Here is a 16,608-nt window from a genome sequence, read left to right as displayed (position 1 = left end):
ATGGCTGCTCTGTTGGAAGTAGAAAACCTCGGCGTGCGCTTCTCGCGCAAGGACGCACCGCCGATCGACGCCGTGAGCGGCGTGTCGTTCTCGCTCGAAGCCGGCAAGACGCTCGGCATCGTCGGCGAATCGGGCTCGGGCAAGAGCCAGACCGTGATGGCGCTGCTCGGCCTGCTGGCCGGCAACGGCGCGACGACGGGCGCCGCGCGCTATCGCGGCGACAACCTGCTCGAGATGGATACGCGTGCGCTGAACGCGGTGCGCGGCGACCGGATCGCGATGATCTTCCAGGATCCGATGACGTCGCTCAATCCGTTCCTGACGATCGAGCGGCAGATGACCGAGACGCTGCAGCTGCATCGCAAGCTGTCGCGCAAGGAAGCGACGAAGCGCGCGATCGAGGCGCTCGAGTCGGTGCGCATTCCCGACGCCGCGCGCCGCATCCGCATGTATCCGCACGAGTTTTCCGGCGGCATGCGCCAGCGCGTGATGATCGCGATGGCGCTCCTGTCCGAGCCGGAAATCCTGATCGCCGACGAGCCGACCACCGCGCTCGACGTGACCGTGCAGGCGCAGATCATCGACCTGCTGCGCGAGCTGAACCGTGAGCGCGGCACCGCGATCGTGCTGATCACGCACGACATGGGCGTGGTCGCGGGCCTCGCGGACGACGTGATGGTCATGTATGCGGGCCGCACCGTCGAATACGCGCCGGCCGACTCGATCTTCGCGGCGCCGTCGCATCCGTACACGATCGGCCTGCTCAACGCGCTGCCGCGCCTGACCGACGCCGACGACGCGCCGCTCGTCGCGATTCCCGGCAATCCGCCGATGCCCGGCACCGCGCCGGCCGGCTGCGCGTTCGCGAAACGCTGCACGTATGCGGAGGCGCGCTGCGGTACCGCGCGCCCCGCGCTCGAAACCTATGGCGCGGCGGGCGCGGTGCGCGCGTGCCACCGGCCGCTGGCCGATCTGACGGGAGGTCTGCGATGAGCGTCGATGAACGCCGCAATGCCGGCGCGACGGGCACGACGAGCGATACGCTGCTGTCCGTCGACGATCTGAAGGTGCATTTCCGCGTGCCGCTCGGCGGCTATCCGTGGTCGCCGAAGGGCACGCTGCGCGCGGTCGACGGCGTGTCGTTCGACGTGAAGCGCGGCGAGACGGTCGGGCTCGTCGGCGAGTCGGGCTGCGGGAAGTCGACGCTCGCGCGCGCGCTGATCGGCCTCGTGCCGATGACGGCCGGCACGGTGCGCTGGCGCGGCGAAGCCGTCGCGCCTGATCACCTGCGCGGCACCGCGATGCGCCGCGAAGTGCAGATGATCTTCCAGGATCCGCTCGCGTCGCTCGATCCGCGCATGACGATCGAACAGATCGTCGCGGAGCCGCTCGTCACGCACCACGCGGGCCTCGGCCGCGCCGAAGTGCGGCGCCGCGTGGTCACGATGCTCGAACGCGTCGGCCTGAACGCGCATCACCTGCTGCGCTATCCGCACGAGTTTTCCGGCGGACAGTGCCAGCGCGTCGGCATCGCGCGCGCGCTGATCGGCGAGCCGAAGCTCGTGATCTGCGACGAGCCCGTATCGGCACTCGACGTGTCGATCCAGGCGCAGATCGTGAACCTGCTGCGCGATCTGCAACGCGAACTGTCGTTGTCCTATCTTTTCGTCGCGCACGACCTGGCGGTGGTGAAGGCCATCAGCCAGCGCGTGCTCGTGATGTATCTCGGCCGCGTGATGGAGTTCGGCACGCGGCATGACGTGTACGGCGTGCCGCAGCACCCGTACACGAAGGCGCTGCTCGATGCGGCGCCGACGCCGGAGCCGGCGCGCGAGCGTGCTCGCCGTCCGATGCTGCTGGCGGGCGAGATGCCGTCGCCGCTCAACCCGCCGTCCGGCTGCGCGTTCCGCACGCGCTGCCCGGTCGCGATCGACGCGTGCGCGCAGGACGTGCCGCTGCCGGAAGTGCGGCAGGGCTCGCCGGCGCGTGTCGCGTGCATCCGGGCGGGCGTGGCGGCGTGAAGTGACGCAGCAAACATAACCAGGCAGGTCAACAGGGGTAGGGTGCGGCGCGAATGATCTTCGCGCCGCGGGTAAAGGCGCGTCCTTAACCGGGCTCGCCGGGGGGCTGGAAGCGGATCGCAACCGGCGTGGACGACATCAACACAAGACGAGAATGACGATGAACAAGCAAAAGACGATCGGGACGGCATCGAAGATGCTGCTTGCATGGGGCTTGCCGGCGCTAGCCGGCGTATCGCTGAGCGGCGTGGCGTACGCCGACGACGCGGCCCCCGCACCGCTGACGGTCGCGCAGGCGGCGCCGTCCGCCGGCGCAGGCACATCGGTTGCGCAGGCAACGACCCCGAACGCCATTATCAACGCCGAGGCGACCCAGGCCGTCACGCCGCCCGACGAGCCTTCGGCACAGTCGAAGTCGAACGGCTTCATTGCCGACAGCCACCTGAATTTCCTGTTCCGCAACTATGCGGACACGCTCGACAACAAGGGCGGCCCGCACCGTCACGCGTGGGTCCAGGGCGCGATGGCGAACTTCGAGTCGGGCTACACGACCGGCCTGATCGGCATCGGCTTCGACGCGTCGCTGTATGCGGCGCTGAAGCTCGACGGCGGTGCCGGCGCGGGCAGCATGGTGCACATCGCGAAGGGCGGCGGCGGTTCGAACCAGCTCGCATGGGCCTATCCGGGCATCTACGACGTGAAGGCGCGCATCTCGAACACGGTGGTCAAGTACGGTCTGCAGGCCGTCGACAACCCGTTCATGGAACAGCACGACAACCGCGCGCTGCCGCCGACGTTCCTCGGCGCGACGATCGTCAGCAACGAATTCAAGAACGTGATGCTCGAGGCCGGCAGCTTCACGAAGACCGATGCGCGCGGCCACACGACGCTCACCAACCTCACGACGCAATACGGCGGCACGCGCATCAATCGCCTGACCTACGTCGGCGGCACGTGGGACTATTCGCCGGACGGCGAAGTCGCGCTGTACGCCAACCAGGCCGACGACGTGTGGCACCAGTACTACGCGTCGGTGAAGCACAGCATCGGCGATACGAAGTCGATCAAGTGGACCGGCTTTGGTAACGTTTACTCGACGCACGACACGGGCGACGCGCTGCAGGGCAAGATCAACAACAACGCGTACAGCCTGTCGGTGGCCGCGCAGCACGGCCCGCACGAACTGCTGCTCGGTTATCAGCAGGTGCTCGGCGACCAGTTCTTCGACTACCTGAACGAAACGAACGGCATCTTCCTGACCAACTCGATGGACGTCGACTACAACGCGCCGCACGAAAAGTCGCTGCAGCTGCGTTACACGTTCTACGGCAAGGAAGCGGGCCTGCCAGGCTTCAAGGCGATGGCCTGGGGCGTGACGGGCTGGGGCGCGGACGGCAGCGCAGGGGCTGCGAACGATCCGAGCAAGTCGAGCATCTACTGGAGCAACGGCGCGCCGGTGCAGGGCCGTCACCACGAGTTCGGCTTCATCCCGTCGTACACGTTCCAGAGCGGCAAGCTGAAGGACACGAAGGTCACGTTCATCGCGATGTGGCACACCGGTTCCACGCATACCGCGGACGCGACCAACAAGGAGTACCGCCTGGTCGTGAACGTGCCGCTGCACGCGTTCTGATCGAACGGGGACGCAACGTCCCCTTCAGTCGTTTTCGTCTCGCGCGGCCGGCCTGCGACCCGTTCGATCAGGCCGGCTTGTGCAACCCCGCCACCGGATCGTTCGCGGCGGGCATGTCCTCCACCAGCGACGTGAGCTGGCGGCCCGTGTCGCGCCAGGCATCGAGGCCGCCGCGCAGCGGCAGCGCATCGGTGAAGCCTGCGTCGAGCAGGCGCTTGGCCATCAGCGCGGCCGTCACTTCGTTCGGGCACGAGCAATACACGACGAACTTCTGCGAGAACGGATAGCGCGCGACGATGTCCTCGATGTGCCGTTCGTCCGCGAACTGCGCGCCGGGAATCGTGAACGGGTCGAGCTTGCGGTGTTCGGGCGAACGCACGTCGAGCACCACCGGCGCGGCCGCATCGCGCAGCAGTTCTTCGAGCTCGTCGACGCCGATCCGCGCAGTCGCGAGCTGGCGGATCAGCGCGCGGCGGCGCATCCAGCGCACGGCCGCGTAGACGGCCAGCAGTGCGACGATCACCAGCAGTACCGCGCGGCCGAGCCGGCTCGCGCCGGCGAACAGCCAGTCGATCTGCCGATAGAACACGAGCCCCGCGAGGAGGCCGACGATCGTCCACAGCGCGGCGCCGAGCGCATCGTAGCCGGCGAACGTGCGATAGCGCGTGCCGAGCGCGCCGGCCATCGGCACCGACACGAGCGACAGCCCGGGAATGAAGCGGGCGACCGCGAGCACGCGCACGCCGTAGCGGCCGAAGAATCGTTCGGTCTTCTTCACGCAGGTGTCGCGCGACAGCGACAGCCGGCAGATCGTCTTCAGCGTCGTGCCGCCGTAGCGCCGCCCGGCGACGTACCACACGGTGTCGCCGATCAGCGCGCCGAGCACCGACAGCGCCAGCACCGTCAGGAGCTGCGAGCCGATCATCGCCGGATTCATCGCGGCCATCGCGCCGAACAGCACGAGCGTCGGCATCGCCGGTACGGGCAGGCCGATGGCCGCCGCGAGCACGTTGGCGAAGACGAGAAGCGGCCCGTATTGGGCGACGAGGTCACGGAGCATGACGGCTGGCCGAAAAGGAAGCGCGTGTGGAAGGTACGAAGATGGGCCGATTATCGGCCATTTTCAAGCGGACGGCGGGGAATGACGCAAAGCGCCTGACGGCGGCAGGGTGATGCGGGCGGATCGGTGAGCCGGTGCGTTGTGCGCGGCTCACCGGTCGACATCACGAAGGGGTAGGGGTGCGGACGAGCGAGGCGGCGCCGTGGTTTTCGCCAGGCAGTTCGGCGCCGTGCGAGCGGATCGCCGCGATCAGCTCGGCCGGCGTGATCTCGTAGCGAACCTCGCGGTGAATGCCGGGCTTGCGCTCGTCGATGTCGATCAGCAGCACGCTCTTGCCGTCGTCGGTCGATTCGAGCCGGAGCGAGCGCAGTTCGCGGCCGTCGGCCGGGTCATGTTCGGTGAGCAGGGTCATTGCCCCGGATGAGCCGGTAGTGCGCATCGAACCTATCCTCGTATCGTGTGTGCCAGGTTGGCGAAGATGTCGTTGTTGAATGCAGCTTGACGAAGTTTAACGCGAATGGGCCACAACACGGAGCATTTTCGTGGTCCCTGAATGAGGGCTGCACCGGCCATCCTTCTGATGTTTGAGCCGCGCCGGGCGGGCGTTTTGGCCGGATCGGACCGATCCGCGCCCGGCGCCCGGCCGGTGCGCGGCCGGGCGGCGCGGGCGCCGTCAGAAGCGGTCGGCGAGGCCCATCGCCGGGTCGCTGACCGAGTGGCGGCCCGTTTCGACGCGGCCGGCCACGCGGCTGGAGAAGCTGGCGTCGCTGTCGGTTTCATCGACAACCCGGCGGCGATCGCACTGTACGAAAAGCACGGCTTTCGGATAGAAGGCGAGGCGCCGGACTATGCGCTGCGCGACGGCGCGTATGCATCGGTGTTTCAGATGGCGCGGATCAAGGGGCGGCTGTAATGGAAGCGTGCTGAGGCGCGTGTGGGCCGGCGCGCGTCGTTGCATCGGCCGCGGCATGTGCATGCATTGGCCGTGTCGTGCGCCTTGTCGTGCCCGCCTCTGTGTACCCGATCGCGTGCAGCGACCGACGGCAGTCAATGCAGCGCCGCATGCAGCGCAGTGGGTGGTCGCGTCGACCGCGCAGGCGCGCACGTCGGCGACGCCACACTTCATATCCATTCGAGAATTCGTTCGTTTTCAACCGGCCGCGCGAATCGTATCGTCGAATGATTTGCCGGTCGCTGTGGTAGCCGCAGTTGGTACTGCTGCGCGGTGTGCGCATGCAGCGGCTGGTCGGGGCTTTTCGCGTCGATGCCTGCGTGATCCCTACGCGATGCCCACGGCCGATGCCGGCATGCGTCGTGCCATTCGTCGATGCCCTTCGTTGTTGCGTCGCTTCGTCGAGTTTTCGCTTCGCCGTTTCGTGCGCATGGGCCGGCCGTCGCAGCGTACCGGTTCCGCCGTCGCGCGCCGCCGCTATCCGCAACCGTCTCTTTCAACGGAACCCGCCTTGATGAAAACCGTCCTCCGTAACCTGACTGCCGCCTGCCTGTTCGCCGCCGCGGGTGCGGCGTTTGCCACCAACGCGCCGCAGGGCGCTCCCGTATCGGGCCCGTCGAGCGGCGGCGCGCATCTGCCGCCCGGCATCGCTTGGCAGCAGGGCGACGTCGATGCCGCGTTCGCGCTCGCGAAGCGCACCGGCAAGCCGCTGCTGCTGTACTGGGGTGCCGTATGGTGCCCGTCGTGCAACCAGGTGAAGTCGACGATCTTCAGCCAGCAGGCATTCAAGGCTCGCTCGTCGTTCTTCGTGCCCGTGTATCTCGACGGCGATACCGAAAGCGCGCAGAAGCTCGGCGAGCGCTTCAAGGTGCACGGCTATCCGACGATGATCCTGTTCCGTCCGGACGGCACCGAAGTGACGCGGCTGCCGGGCGAGGCCGATCTCGAGCGCTACATGCAGGCGCTGTCGCTCGGGATGACGGCCGCGCATCCGGTGCGGCAGACGCTCTCGACCGCGCTGAACAACGGCGCGGCGCTGACGCCGGCCGAATGGCATCTGCTGGCCGACTATTCCTGGGACACCGACGGCGCGCTGCCGGTGCCGGCCGATCGTGTCGCGCTGACGCTGCAGACGCTGTCGCAACGTGCGCGCGCCGCCGGCGCGAAGGCGGACGCCGCGCGCTTCGCGCTGAAGTCGGCGGTGGTGGCGGCATCGGACGATCCCGCACAGGCCGGCGCGCTCGACAAGGCGGCGCTCGCCGACGCGCTGCGCGCGGTGTTGCGCGAACCGGCGCTGGCGCGGGCGGATTCGGACGTGCTGGTCGCGGCGCCCGCGCGCGTGGTCGCATACCTCGGCGGCGACGCCGCGCAGCGCACGACGTTGCGCGACGCGTACGACACGGCGCTCGCGCGCCTGTCGACCGATTCGACGCTGTCGTCGATCGACCGGCTGATGGCGCTGCACGGCCGCGTGCTGCTCGCGCGCAACGACGCGCACGGTGGCGCGCCGCTCGCCGCGCCGGCGCTGGTCGATACCGCGCGCAAGCAGATTGCCGCATCGGTGCAGGGCGCCGCGAACGCGTACGAGCGGCAGGCGCTCGTCAGCGAAGCGGCGGACACGCTGACCGACGCGGGGCTGTACGACGAATCCGACGTCTTGCTGAAGGCCGAGTTGCCGCGTTCGGCGACGCCGTACTACTTCATGTCGGGGTTGGCCGCGAATGCGAAGGCGCGCGGCGACAAGGCCGCGGCGCTCGACTGGTACCGCAAGGCATACGACTCGGCGAGCGGACCGGCGACCAAGCTGCGCTGGGGCGCGACCTATTTCGCGAATGCGGTCGCGCTGGCGCCGGACGATTCGGCGCGTATCGAAGCGATCGCCGCGAGCGTGCTCGCGCAGGCCGGCAAGACCAAGGATGCGTTTTATGGGGCGAACCTGCGCGCGCTGACCAAGGTCGTCACGCAACTGAATCGCTGGCGCGGCGGCGGCGCGCACGATGCGTCGGTCAGGTCGGTCGTGAAGCAGTTCGACGGAGTGTGCGCGAAGCTGCCGCCGGGCGATCCGCAGGCAGCGGCATGCGCGAAACTGATCGAGCCGGTGAAGGCGTGACGGCTCGCGACGGAGCGGTCGGGCGGGACGGCCGCGTCGTTGCGGCGATTACCGGGCCGACTCCGGTGATGCACCGCGGTCGTTGCCATATCCGGCACCTTGCTGGCGCGCGATCTTCGCTTCGGCGGAAACGATGCTGGCCGGATAGAACCAGTCGCTCGGCTGGAAGCCGGCCTGCTTGAGCGCCTTCACTTCGGCGCGGACCTGCGCGCGCGTGAGCGGCGGGTTCGACTGCGCGTGCGCGGCGAGCGGGGCCGATACGGCCAGGGCAACGGCAACTGCGTGAATCAGGCGCTTCATGATCGTGACCTCCATGTTTCCAGCTGGGCGGCCGGACTTCGTTTGACGAAGCGGCGACGGTTGAAAGCAGTGTAGGCCCGACCACGCGCGGGAAAAATGCGATCGCTCCCAACGCAGTGTTCTGCTGCCGGAAACAATGAACGGTGGAGCGGACGGCGCCGGATGGCGGCGCGTGACGGGCGACAGGTCGTCCGGTCTGCACCGCAATGTGGCGTCGAGCGATTCCGGTCGGTCGGGGACGAAGTGGCGGATGCGAATCCCGGCGATCCGTGCTGGTTTGCAAGCGCAGGTATCGGGAAGGTGCGGCGCGTCGCGACAAGCATCGCGCTGTGATGCCGCTGCCCCGCTGCGGCAATGCCGGACGGTCGAACAGCCGGGAACCCGCGGAGGCAGGAAGGCGCGCCGGCCGCGTCGATGCGGCCGGCAGGGTTGGGCGGCGCTCGGAACGCCGCCCGATGCGTGCGCTTACACGAGGCCCGTCGTGTAGTACACGGCGATCACGAAGAACACCGCGAGCGTCTTGATCACGGTGACCGCGAAGATGTCGCGATACGACTCGCGGTGCGTGAGGCCCGTGACCGCGAGCAGCGTGATGACGGCGCCGTTGTGCGGCAGCGTGTCCATGCCGCCGCTGGCCATCGCGACGACCCGGTGCAGCACCTCCATCGGTATGTTGGCGGCCTGCGCGCCCTTGATGAACAGGTCCGACATCGCGGCGAGCGCGATGCTCATGCCGCCCGACGCCGACCCGGTGATGCCGGCGAGCGAGCTGACCGACACGGCCGCGTTCACGAGCGGGTTCGGAATGCTCTTCAGCGCGTCGCTGACGACGAGGAAGCCCGGCAGCGCGGCGATCACGCCACCGAACCCGTATTCCGATGCGGTATTCATCGCGGCGAGCAGCGCACCGCCGACGGCGGCCTTCGAACCGGCCGCGAAGCGGTCGCTGACGCGCTTGAACGCGGTCAGGACGACCAGCACGATGCCGAGCAGCAGCGCGGCCTCGACCGACCAGATCGCGACGACGGTCTTGATCGACGTCGTGACCGGCGTGTGCACGCCGGGCAGCACGTCCGGCGCGACCGTGTACGACGCTGCGCCGTACCACTGCGGAATCAGCTTCGTGAACGTGAAGTTCGACGCGCCGACGAGGAGCAGCGGCAGGATCGCCAGCGCCGGATTCGGCAGTGCCGTCGCTTCGATGCGCTCCGGCTCGTTGACGAGCGACGTGCCGTAGCCTTCGCCCTTCGCCATCGCCGAACGGCGGCGCCATTCCAGGTACGCGAGGCCGACGACGATGATGAACAGCGAGCCGATCGTGCCGAGTGCGGGTGCCGCCCAGGCGGTCGTCTTGAAGAACGTGGTCGGGATGATGTTCTGGATCTGCGGCGTGCCGGGCAGCGAATCCATCGTGAACGAGAACGCGCCGAGCGCGATCGCGCCGGGCATCAGCCGCTTCGGAATGTTGCTCTGGCGATAGAGCTCGGCCGCGAACGGGTACACCGCGAACACCACGACGAACAGCGACACGCCGCCATAGGTGAGCAGCGCGCACACCGCGACGATCACCGCATTCGCGCGCGAGCGGCCGATGTAGCGGATCGCGGCGTGCACGATCGACTCGGAAAACCCGGACAGTTCGATCACCTTGCCGAACACGGCGCCGAGCATGAATACCGGGAAATACAGTTTGACGAAGCCGACCATCTTCTCCATGAAGATGCCGGAGAAGACCGGTGCGACGGCGGCGGGTTCGATCAGCAGGACTGCGCCGAGCGCGGCGATCGGCGCGAACAGGATCACGCTGTAGCCGCGATACGCGGCGAACATCAGGAACGCCAGCGCGGCGAGGACGATCACGAAAGACAAGGGAGTCTCCTAATAGCTTGGAATGGCTTTGGTTGTTGTTCGATCGCGGAGCGCGCCGCGGACCGGCCCAGGTTCTTGCAGATTTCGTGCCATCGGCCGCATTGCGCCGCCGGACATGGGTCCGGCGCGGACCGGCGGGCCCGCGCCGGCCAATGTCTGAAGATTCTACATAAATCGTCTCCATCCGGAGACGCTTTGGCCGTCGGGACAGCCGATCGAATCGGGCAGGGCTTTCCCGGACAAGGCATTCCGGCGTGTCTCCAAAATGAGATACTGCGTCCCGTTCCGGAGACATCCGGCCAAGCATACGCGGAGACGACGACACGATGATGAACGACTGGGCGCGCCTGCCCGTCAATTACGGCGACGTGCTGCTGCGCGCCGCCGAGTCGCTGTTTCGGACCTTCGAGGATTCGAGTGCGGGCACGGTGGTCGTCGATCGCGACGCGCGCGTCGTGTGGATGAACGAGCGTTATGCGGCGCGCTTCGGGTTCGCCGATCCGCAGCAGGCGGTCGGCCTCGACTGCGAGGCGGTGATTCCGAACAGCCTGATGCGCGAGGTCGTGTCGACCGGACAGCCGATCCTGCTCGACATCATGGAGACGGGCCGCGAGCCGCTCGTCGTCACGCGCCTGCCGTTGAAGAACGAGGCGGGCGAGACGGTCGGTGCGATCGGCTTTGCGCTGTTCGACCAGTTGAAGACGCTCACGCCGATCTTCTCCCGTTACGCGCAGCTTCAGCAGCAACTGATCGCGACGCAGCGTTCGCTCGCGCAGGCGCGCCGCGCGAAATACACGTTCGCGAGCTTCGTCGGCACGAGCGCCGCAAGCCTCGAAACCAAGCGGCAGGCGCGGCGCGCGGCACAGGTCGATTCGCCGGTGCTGCTGCTCGGCGAGACGGGGACCGGCAAGGAACTGCTCGCGCATGCGATCCACGCGGCGTCGGCGCGCGCGCTCCAGCCGCTCGTGACCGTCAACGTCGCGGCGATTCCCGACACGCTGCTCGAAACCGAATTCTTCGGCGCGGCGCCGGGCGCGTATACCGGCGCCGACCGCAAGGGACGCGTCGGCAAGTTCGAACTGGCCGATCGCGGCACGCTGTTTCTCGACGAGATCGGCGACATGCCGTTGCCGCTGCAGGGCAAGCTGCTGCGTGTGCTGCAGGACAAGGAGTTCGAACCGGTCGGCTCGAACCGGATCGTGCGCGCCGACGTGCGGATCATCGCCGCGACGTCGGCCGACCTGCCGGCGCTGGTCGAGGCCGGCCGCTTTCGCGCGGATCTCTATTACCGGCTCAACGTGCTGACGATTCACGCGCCGCCCTTGCGCGAGCGCGCGTCCGACATCGCGGCGCTCGTCTATGCGACGCTCGAGGAACTCGCCGCGCAGCACGGCCGTGCCGCGCACTGCGAACTGACCGACGATGCGCTGCGGATGCTGTGCGCGTACCCGTGGCCGGGCAATGTGCGCGAGTTGCGCAATACGCTCGAGCGCGCGCTGATGCTGTCGGATCGCTCGGTGATCGATGCGGGTGCGCTCGCGCCGTTCCTCGGGCCGGTGCGCGTGGCGCCGGACAGCGTGCCGGCGGGCACGCGGGCTGTTCCGTTGCCGCTCGGCCGGGACGCGGGCGACGCATCGGGTGCCGCCGGTGTGCCGGTCGTTTCGTATGCCGATGCATTGGCCGCGTGGGAGCGCCAGTTCCTGATCGACGCGCTCGCGGCCTGTGACGGGAAGGTCGTGGAAGCGGCCGCCCGCATCGGCATTGGCCGGGCGACGCTCTACAAGAAACTCGCGGCGCTCGGGATCGACCGGTAGCAAGCGGCGGCGGATGCGCCCGGACATGACGAACGGCACCGGTGAAGTGCCCGACAGGAGACAACGATGAAGCGAATCGGCATGGCCGGATGGCTGGCCATACTGGCGGCGACGTCCTCGTTCGCTCAGTCGGGCGACGAGGATTCGCCTGCGGTGCGGCGCAACTGGTACAACGATCCGTTCGTCGCGTTGTCGCGGGGCTTCGCGGAATGCCCGCTGCCGCTCGGCCCGTGGATGACGCGTGCCGAGATGACGGACGACGCGCATTACCGCGCCGAGCGCGGGACCACCTGCTGGCTCGCTCACCGCTGCACGAAACCGAATTCCTATATGTATGACGCGCCGATCGCCGAGGCGGCGAAAGCGCATTTCGCGGGCACCGATCGTCTGCAGGGCACGAGCCTGTGGATCACCGTGCAGCGGCGCTTCATCTATGTCGAAGGGTGCGCCGATCCGGCATTCGATCGGGAGGCGCTGGCGCGCGAACTCGGCGCGCTCCCCGACGTCGAGCAGGTGTTCGTTCGCATCACCGACGATCCGCACCGGGCCGTGCCGTACAAGACGCGCGGACGCCCGGACCGGACGCCGGACCGAGCGCGGGACTGAACGTGTGACGACGGTGCGTGGCATACTCGCGGCATTCAAAAATCGGTTGACGGAAAGAACAATGAATCACATGCTTGCGTCGGTCTGTCGGTGGCCTCGAACGCATTGGCGTCGGGCCGGATTGTTGGCCCTGGTTGCGGGGCTCGGCGGCTGCGGCGGTGGGGCGCCGCTGTTCACTTCTGACGGGCGCCCGACTACGCAGGTGCAGTGCACCGGCAGCGACTGGAGCAATTGCACGGACAATGCCCGTGCCATCTGCAATGGGGAATACGACGTTCTCCAGCAATCGACCGATGACGCCGTGCGAAATCTTCTCTTCGCATGCAAGAGGAAAAGCGGCTATTGATCCCGATATGCCTGGATAAGGAGACCATAATCGGGTGAAGCGCTTTTCCATTCGCTTGGAGTCGGCTATTTTTCATGAATAACACTCACGGAGTCCCATCCAATATGGCGACCTACAGGCAACTGACAGCGCAGCTCGAAAGACTTCAGCAAAAGATCGACAAGGAACGCGAAAAGGCGATTGCCGATGCGATTGCCGCCATTCGGGCGAAAATCGAGGAGTTCGACATTACCGCGGAAGAGCTCGGTTTCCGGCCGATCGGCACTGCTGCCGCCGCGAAACCGAAGCGTCCGTTGCCGCCGAAGTACCTGAATCCGAAGACGGGCGAAACGTGGAGTGGCCGCGGGCGTGCGCCGGCATGGCTCGGCAAGAACCGCGCGCGTTTCCTGATCAAGGACTGACTCCCGAAAATTCTCACCTTTCGTGCGCTGACTGACGGTGCGAACGGCCATGCGGCCGTCGCACCGTTTTGTTTTTGGGTGGCGGCAGCACGACTTGAAACCGCGAATTGAACGCCAATGCCGCGCGATTGACGGATGCCGTTTTGCGAATTCACCGCGATTCGACCGGATATCGCCGCGAATTCCGGTAAACAACCCCGCAATTACGCGGCATGCGCGCATTGGCGTTGTCGATCGCCGCGGTGCTGACGTACCGCCGATTGCCGTCACCTCTCGCGCATTGGCGCATTGCGCCGTGCAATTCCCGAAGTTGCTCACCATGGTTCCTGTAAATCCTCACCTTTGAAGTGACGGCCGGATGACCGCATCGTGTCGCCTTCGCCCATTGCGTCGTGCGAAGGCGTCGGCGACCGGCCCATGTTGCGGGCATTGATGCGCGTCGCACAGTCGGCCGTTCGGCATATAGGCAGCCGCACCGGGTTCGCCTATGCTTGGAGTTCGCGTCGACCGGTGCACGGCCATCCGTGCCCGTGTGCCGGTCGTGTCGTCTTTCGTTACCGTATGGAGCCGATGTGACCGTCCGCCATCTCGATGCGTTGTTCCAGCCCAGCTCCGTCGCGGTCGTCGGTGCATCGTCGCGCGCGGGCAGTATCGGCGCGATGGTGTGGGCGCGCGTGCTCGACGGCGCGTTCGAGGGGCCCGTGTGGCCCGTCAATCCGAAGCATCGCGAACTGAACGGGCACACGGTCGTGGCCGATGTCGACCGGCTGCCCGCGCCGCCGTCGGTCGCCGTGATCTGCACGCCGCCTGCCACGTGGGCCGGCATCGTACGCAAGCTCGGCGAGATCGGCACGCGCGTCGCGGTGATCGTCGGCGAGGCGCGCACCGACGCCGATCGCGCCGCGCTCGATCGCACGCTCAAGGCCGCGAAACCGTTCGTGCTCCGAATCGTCGGGCCCGGCAGTCTCGGCGTGCTGTCGCCCGCGCGGCATGCGCATTTCGGCGCGCCGGCCTATACGGCACGATCGGGCGGCGTCGCGTGGGTGTCGCAATCGAACGCGCTGACGAACGCGGTACTCGGCTGGGCCGATGCGCGAGGCCTCGGTTTTTCGCATGTCGTCGCGCTGGGCCGCGAGGCCGACGTCGATGCGGGCGACGTGCTCGACTACCTCGCCAGCGATCCCGGCACGCGCGCGATCCTGCTGGAACTCGACACCGTGTGCGCCGCGCGCAAGTTCATGTCGGCAGCGCGCGCGGCGGCGCGCAACAAGCCGGTGCTCGCGCTGCGTACCGGGCGCGCCGATCCCGGCGACGCGCTTTACACGGCGGCGTTCCAGCGCGCGGGGTTGGTGCGTGTCGATGCGCTCGACGATCTGCTCGACGAGATCGAGACGCTCGGCGTCGGGCGCGTCACCGCGCGCGGCGCGGCGACGCTCGTGACGAGTGACGCAGGCGTCGCGAAACTCGCGGTCGATGCGGTCGCGGAGGTGCGCGACGTGCTGGCCGACTGGCCGGCGGCGGCCACGTCGGCGGTCGCGGCCGCGCTGCCGCATCTGGCCGCCCCCGGCAATCCGCTGACGCTCGGCGACGATGCGCGTCCCGAACATTTCGGCGCCGCCATCAAGGCGCTCGCGCCGTTTCCGCAAACGGGCACGCTGTTCGTCGTGCATTCGACGTCTCACAGCGCGCCGGCCGACGCGGTCGCGCGCACGCTGATCGAATCGCGGCAGTACGCGTACCGCGGCATCCTCGCGTGTTTCTTCGGTGCGGTCGACGCGGCGACGCGCGACGCACTGCACGCGAACGGCATTCCCGTGCACACCACGCCGCAGCGGCTTGCGCGCGCATACGCACGGCTCGTCGACTACAACCTCGGGCGGCAGTTGCTGATGCAGACGCCCGAGGGCACGCCGCAGCAGCCGGCCGAATGCGTTGCATCCGCGCAGGCCGAGGCGCGACGGATGGTCGAGGCCGGCGAGCATGAACTGGCCGGCGAAGCGGCGTTGCATTGGCTCTCCCACTTCGGCCTGCACGGCGAGCCGGCCGATTCACCGGCCGACGAATCGGCCGGAGCCAGAATCGTCGACGTCACGGTCGACATGTACGACGATTCGAACTTCGGCCCGGTGTTCCGTTATGCCGTGCCGCCGGCGGATGGCGTATCGGCGCCGTTCGTCGTGTACGGGCTGCCGCCGTTGAATACGGTGCTCGCCCGCGCGGTGATGGAGCGTTCGCCATATGCGCGCCGCACGCCCGTCGAACCCACGCTCGATGCGCTGACGGCACTGTCGCAAGTCGTTTGCGACGTGCGCGAAGTCGTCGCGATGTCGGTCACGCTGCGCGTGCTGTCCGATCGGGCATACGTGGTCGGGCCGCGCATCACGGTGGCGGCCGGGCGCAGCCGGCTCGCGATCATGCCGTATCCGCGCCATCTCGAGCAGACGCTCGAATGGCGCGGCGAGACCGTGACGATCCGTCCGATCCGTCCGGAAGACGAGGAAGCACACAACGAACTGCTCGGCGCGATGACGCCGGACGATCTGCGGATGCGGTTCTTCGGCGCGGTGCGCAGCTTCGATCATTCGCAAGTCGCGCGCATGACGCAGATCGACTACGACCGCGAGATGGCCTTCATCGTGTCGTTCACCGACGTGTCGGGCCGGTCGCACACGCTCGCGGTGGCGCGTGCGGTTACCGATCCCGACAACGAGACGGCGGAGTTCGCGATCGCCGTGCGGCCCGATCAGAAGGGCAAGGGCCTCGGGCGGCTGATGATGACCCGCATCATCGACTATGCGCGGTCGCGCGGCACCGGATGGATGATCGGCGAGGCGCTGCGCGAGAACACCGCGATGATCTCGCTGGCGAAGGCGTGCGGCTTCGCCGTGTCGACGACGGAGGAACCCGGCGTGGTGGGGTTCAGGATGAAGCTGCAACCGTAATTGCGTGGGTGAGCGTGCTCGCGCGTCCGGCGGCAGCGTGCAGAGCCGGTACGGCATGCATGATGTCGATGATGCACAGGCGCTGCCGAGCGAATTCGTCGTCGTTCGGTGTGCCGATCGTTCGGCTGGTTCTCTCGACTGCGCGGATCGGTACAACGTTCGCTCGGTGACCGGCGGGGAATGTCGAGCGCGTCGAGTCACGGCATCCGCGGCGGGCGCGTTGCGTGCGCCGATGACCTCCGCGTACCACCGGTTCCGGGGCCGTGGTCGAGCGCACGAACTCCGGCATTTCGCACGCGCAGCATCGGAAACAGAGCAAAGGTGAGACTTTTCGGGAGCCGCGATTGAGCTTTTCCGGGAGCTGTCGGGTGAGCCGATACGGGAGTGCTCGGTGAGCCTTTCCGGGGACCTGCCGGTGAGCCCTTGCAGAAAGCCCTGGTGAGCCTTTCCGGGAGGGCCCGGTGAGCATCTCCGGGAGGCATCGGTGAGAACGTTCGGGAAGGGGTTGGTGAGCGTCTCCGGGGGCTTCAGGTGAGCTTTTCCGGGATGCCAAG

At 67.7% G+C, this 16,608-nt stretch carries 13 protein-coding genes and 1 pseudogene; 10 read left to right on the top strand and 4 right to left on the bottom strand.

Annotation, left to right across the window (positions count from 1 at the left end):
• The 3 genes from U4Z31_RS08035 to U4Z31_RS08025 all read left to right on the top strand — a co-directional run bounded on the left by U4Z31_RS08035 (window position 1) and on the right by U4Z31_RS08025 (window position 3,654).
• The gene (locus U4Z31_RS08035) at window positions 1-993 is read left to right on the top strand and encodes an ABC transporter ATP-binding protein (RefSeq protein WP_044844993.1); all 993 of its coding nucleotides are present in this window, start codon (window positions 1-3) and stop codon (window positions 991-993) included.
• Window positions 990-2,021, top strand: coding sequence for an ABC transporter ATP-binding protein (locus U4Z31_RS08030; RefSeq protein ID WP_044844994.1), 1,032 nt, complete (start codon window positions 990-992; stop codon window positions 2,019-2,021). Before U4Z31_RS08035 ends, U4Z31_RS08030 begins: the two co-directional genes overlap by 4 nt.
• Window positions 2,022-2,181: 160 nt before the next feature.
• A complete protein-coding gene (locus tag U4Z31_RS08025) occupies window positions 2,182-3,654 on the top strand; it encodes an OprD family porin (protein WP_321809920.1) in 1,473 nt (490 codons plus the stop codon).
• Window positions 3,655-3,721: 67 nt separating this feature from the next.
• Here the strand turns inward: U4Z31_RS08025 and U4Z31_RS08020 are convergent, their stop codons facing one another.
• Together U4Z31_RS08020 and U4Z31_RS08015 are read right to left on the bottom strand one after the other, a co-directional pair.
• On the bottom strand, window positions 3,722-4,714 hold the full coding sequence (locus tag U4Z31_RS08020; protein ID WP_044844995.1) for a DedA family protein/thiosulfate sulfurtransferase GlpE: 993 nt from the start codon (window positions 4,712-4,714) through the stop codon (window positions 3,722-3,724).
• A 163-nt stretch (window positions 4,715-4,877) separates the two neighbouring features.
• Complete coding sequence (locus U4Z31_RS08015) at window positions 4,878-5,153, bottom strand: hypothetical protein (RefSeq protein WP_044844996.1); 276 nt, start codon at window positions 5,151-5,153, stop codon at window positions 4,878-4,880.
• A gap of 336 nt (window positions 5,154-5,489) precedes the next feature.
• Between U4Z31_RS08015 and U4Z31_RS08010 the strand changes: the two are divergent.
• Window positions 5,490-5,627, top strand: a pseudogene (locus tag U4Z31_RS08010) (GNAT family N-acetyltransferase); the annotation flags it as partial.
• 553 nt (window positions 5,628-6,180) lie between these two features.
• On the top strand, window positions 6,181-7,776 hold the full coding sequence (locus U4Z31_RS08005; protein ID WP_321809919.1) for a thioredoxin family protein: 1,596 nt from the start codon (window positions 6,181-6,183) through the stop codon (window positions 7,774-7,776).
• 48 nt (window positions 7,777-7,824) lie between these two features.
• On the opposite strand, the gene U4Z31_RS08000 is transcribed toward U4Z31_RS08005, so the two are convergent.
• Entirely contained in the window at window positions 7,825-8,076 is a 252-nt protein-coding gene (locus U4Z31_RS08000) for a DUF4148 domain-containing protein (protein ID WP_321809918.1), read from the bottom strand.
• Between the two features lie 465 nt (window positions 8,077-8,541).
• A complete protein-coding gene (locus U4Z31_RS07995) occupies window positions 8,542-9,945 on the bottom strand; it encodes a GntP family permease (RefSeq protein ID WP_321809917.1) in 1,404 nt (467 codons plus the stop codon).
• Window positions 9,946-10,271: 326 nt separating this feature from the next.
• Between U4Z31_RS07995 and U4Z31_RS07990 the strand changes: the two genes are divergently transcribed.
• From U4Z31_RS07990 to U4Z31_RS07970, 5 genes are all read left to right on the top strand, one after another.
• Window positions 10,272-11,759, top strand: coding sequence for a sigma-54 interaction domain-containing protein (locus U4Z31_RS07990; RefSeq protein WP_321797890.1), 1,488 nt, complete (start codon window positions 10,272-10,274; stop codon window positions 11,757-11,759).
• Window positions 11,760-11,825: 66 nt separating this feature from the next.
• Window positions 11,826-12,365: a BON domain-containing protein gene (locus tag U4Z31_RS07985; RefSeq protein ID WP_124486053.1), complete on the top strand. Its 540-nt coding sequence runs from the start codon at window positions 11,826-11,828 to the stop codon at window positions 12,363-12,365.
• A 61-nt stretch (window positions 12,366-12,426) separates the two neighbouring features.
• The gene (locus tag U4Z31_RS07980) at window positions 12,427-12,711 is read left to right on the top strand and encodes a hypothetical protein (protein WP_235879175.1); all 285 of its coding nucleotides are present in this window, start codon (window positions 12,427-12,429) and stop codon (window positions 12,709-12,711) included.
• 104 nt (window positions 12,712-12,815) lie between these two features.
• Entirely contained in the window at window positions 12,816-13,112 is a 297-nt protein-coding gene (locus tag U4Z31_RS07975) for an H-NS family nucleoid-associated regulatory protein (RefSeq protein ID WP_044845003.1), read from the top strand.
• A gap of 572 nt (window positions 13,113-13,684) precedes the next feature.
• Window positions 13,685-16,054 carry a GNAT family N-acetyltransferase gene (locus U4Z31_RS07970; protein ID WP_321809916.1) on the top strand — a complete coding sequence of 790 codons (2,370 nt, stop codon included), beginning with the start codon at window positions 13,685-13,687 and terminating at the stop codon, window positions 16,052-16,054.
• Window positions 16,055-16,608 lie beyond the last annotated feature (554 nt).

Origin of the sequence: Burkholderia sp. BCC1985 (assembly GCF_905339915.1) — a bacterium.
GTDB lineage: Bacteria > Pseudomonadota > Gammaproteobacteria > Burkholderiales > Burkholderiaceae > Burkholderia.
This window is presented reverse-complemented; position numbering and strand designations above follow the sequence as displayed.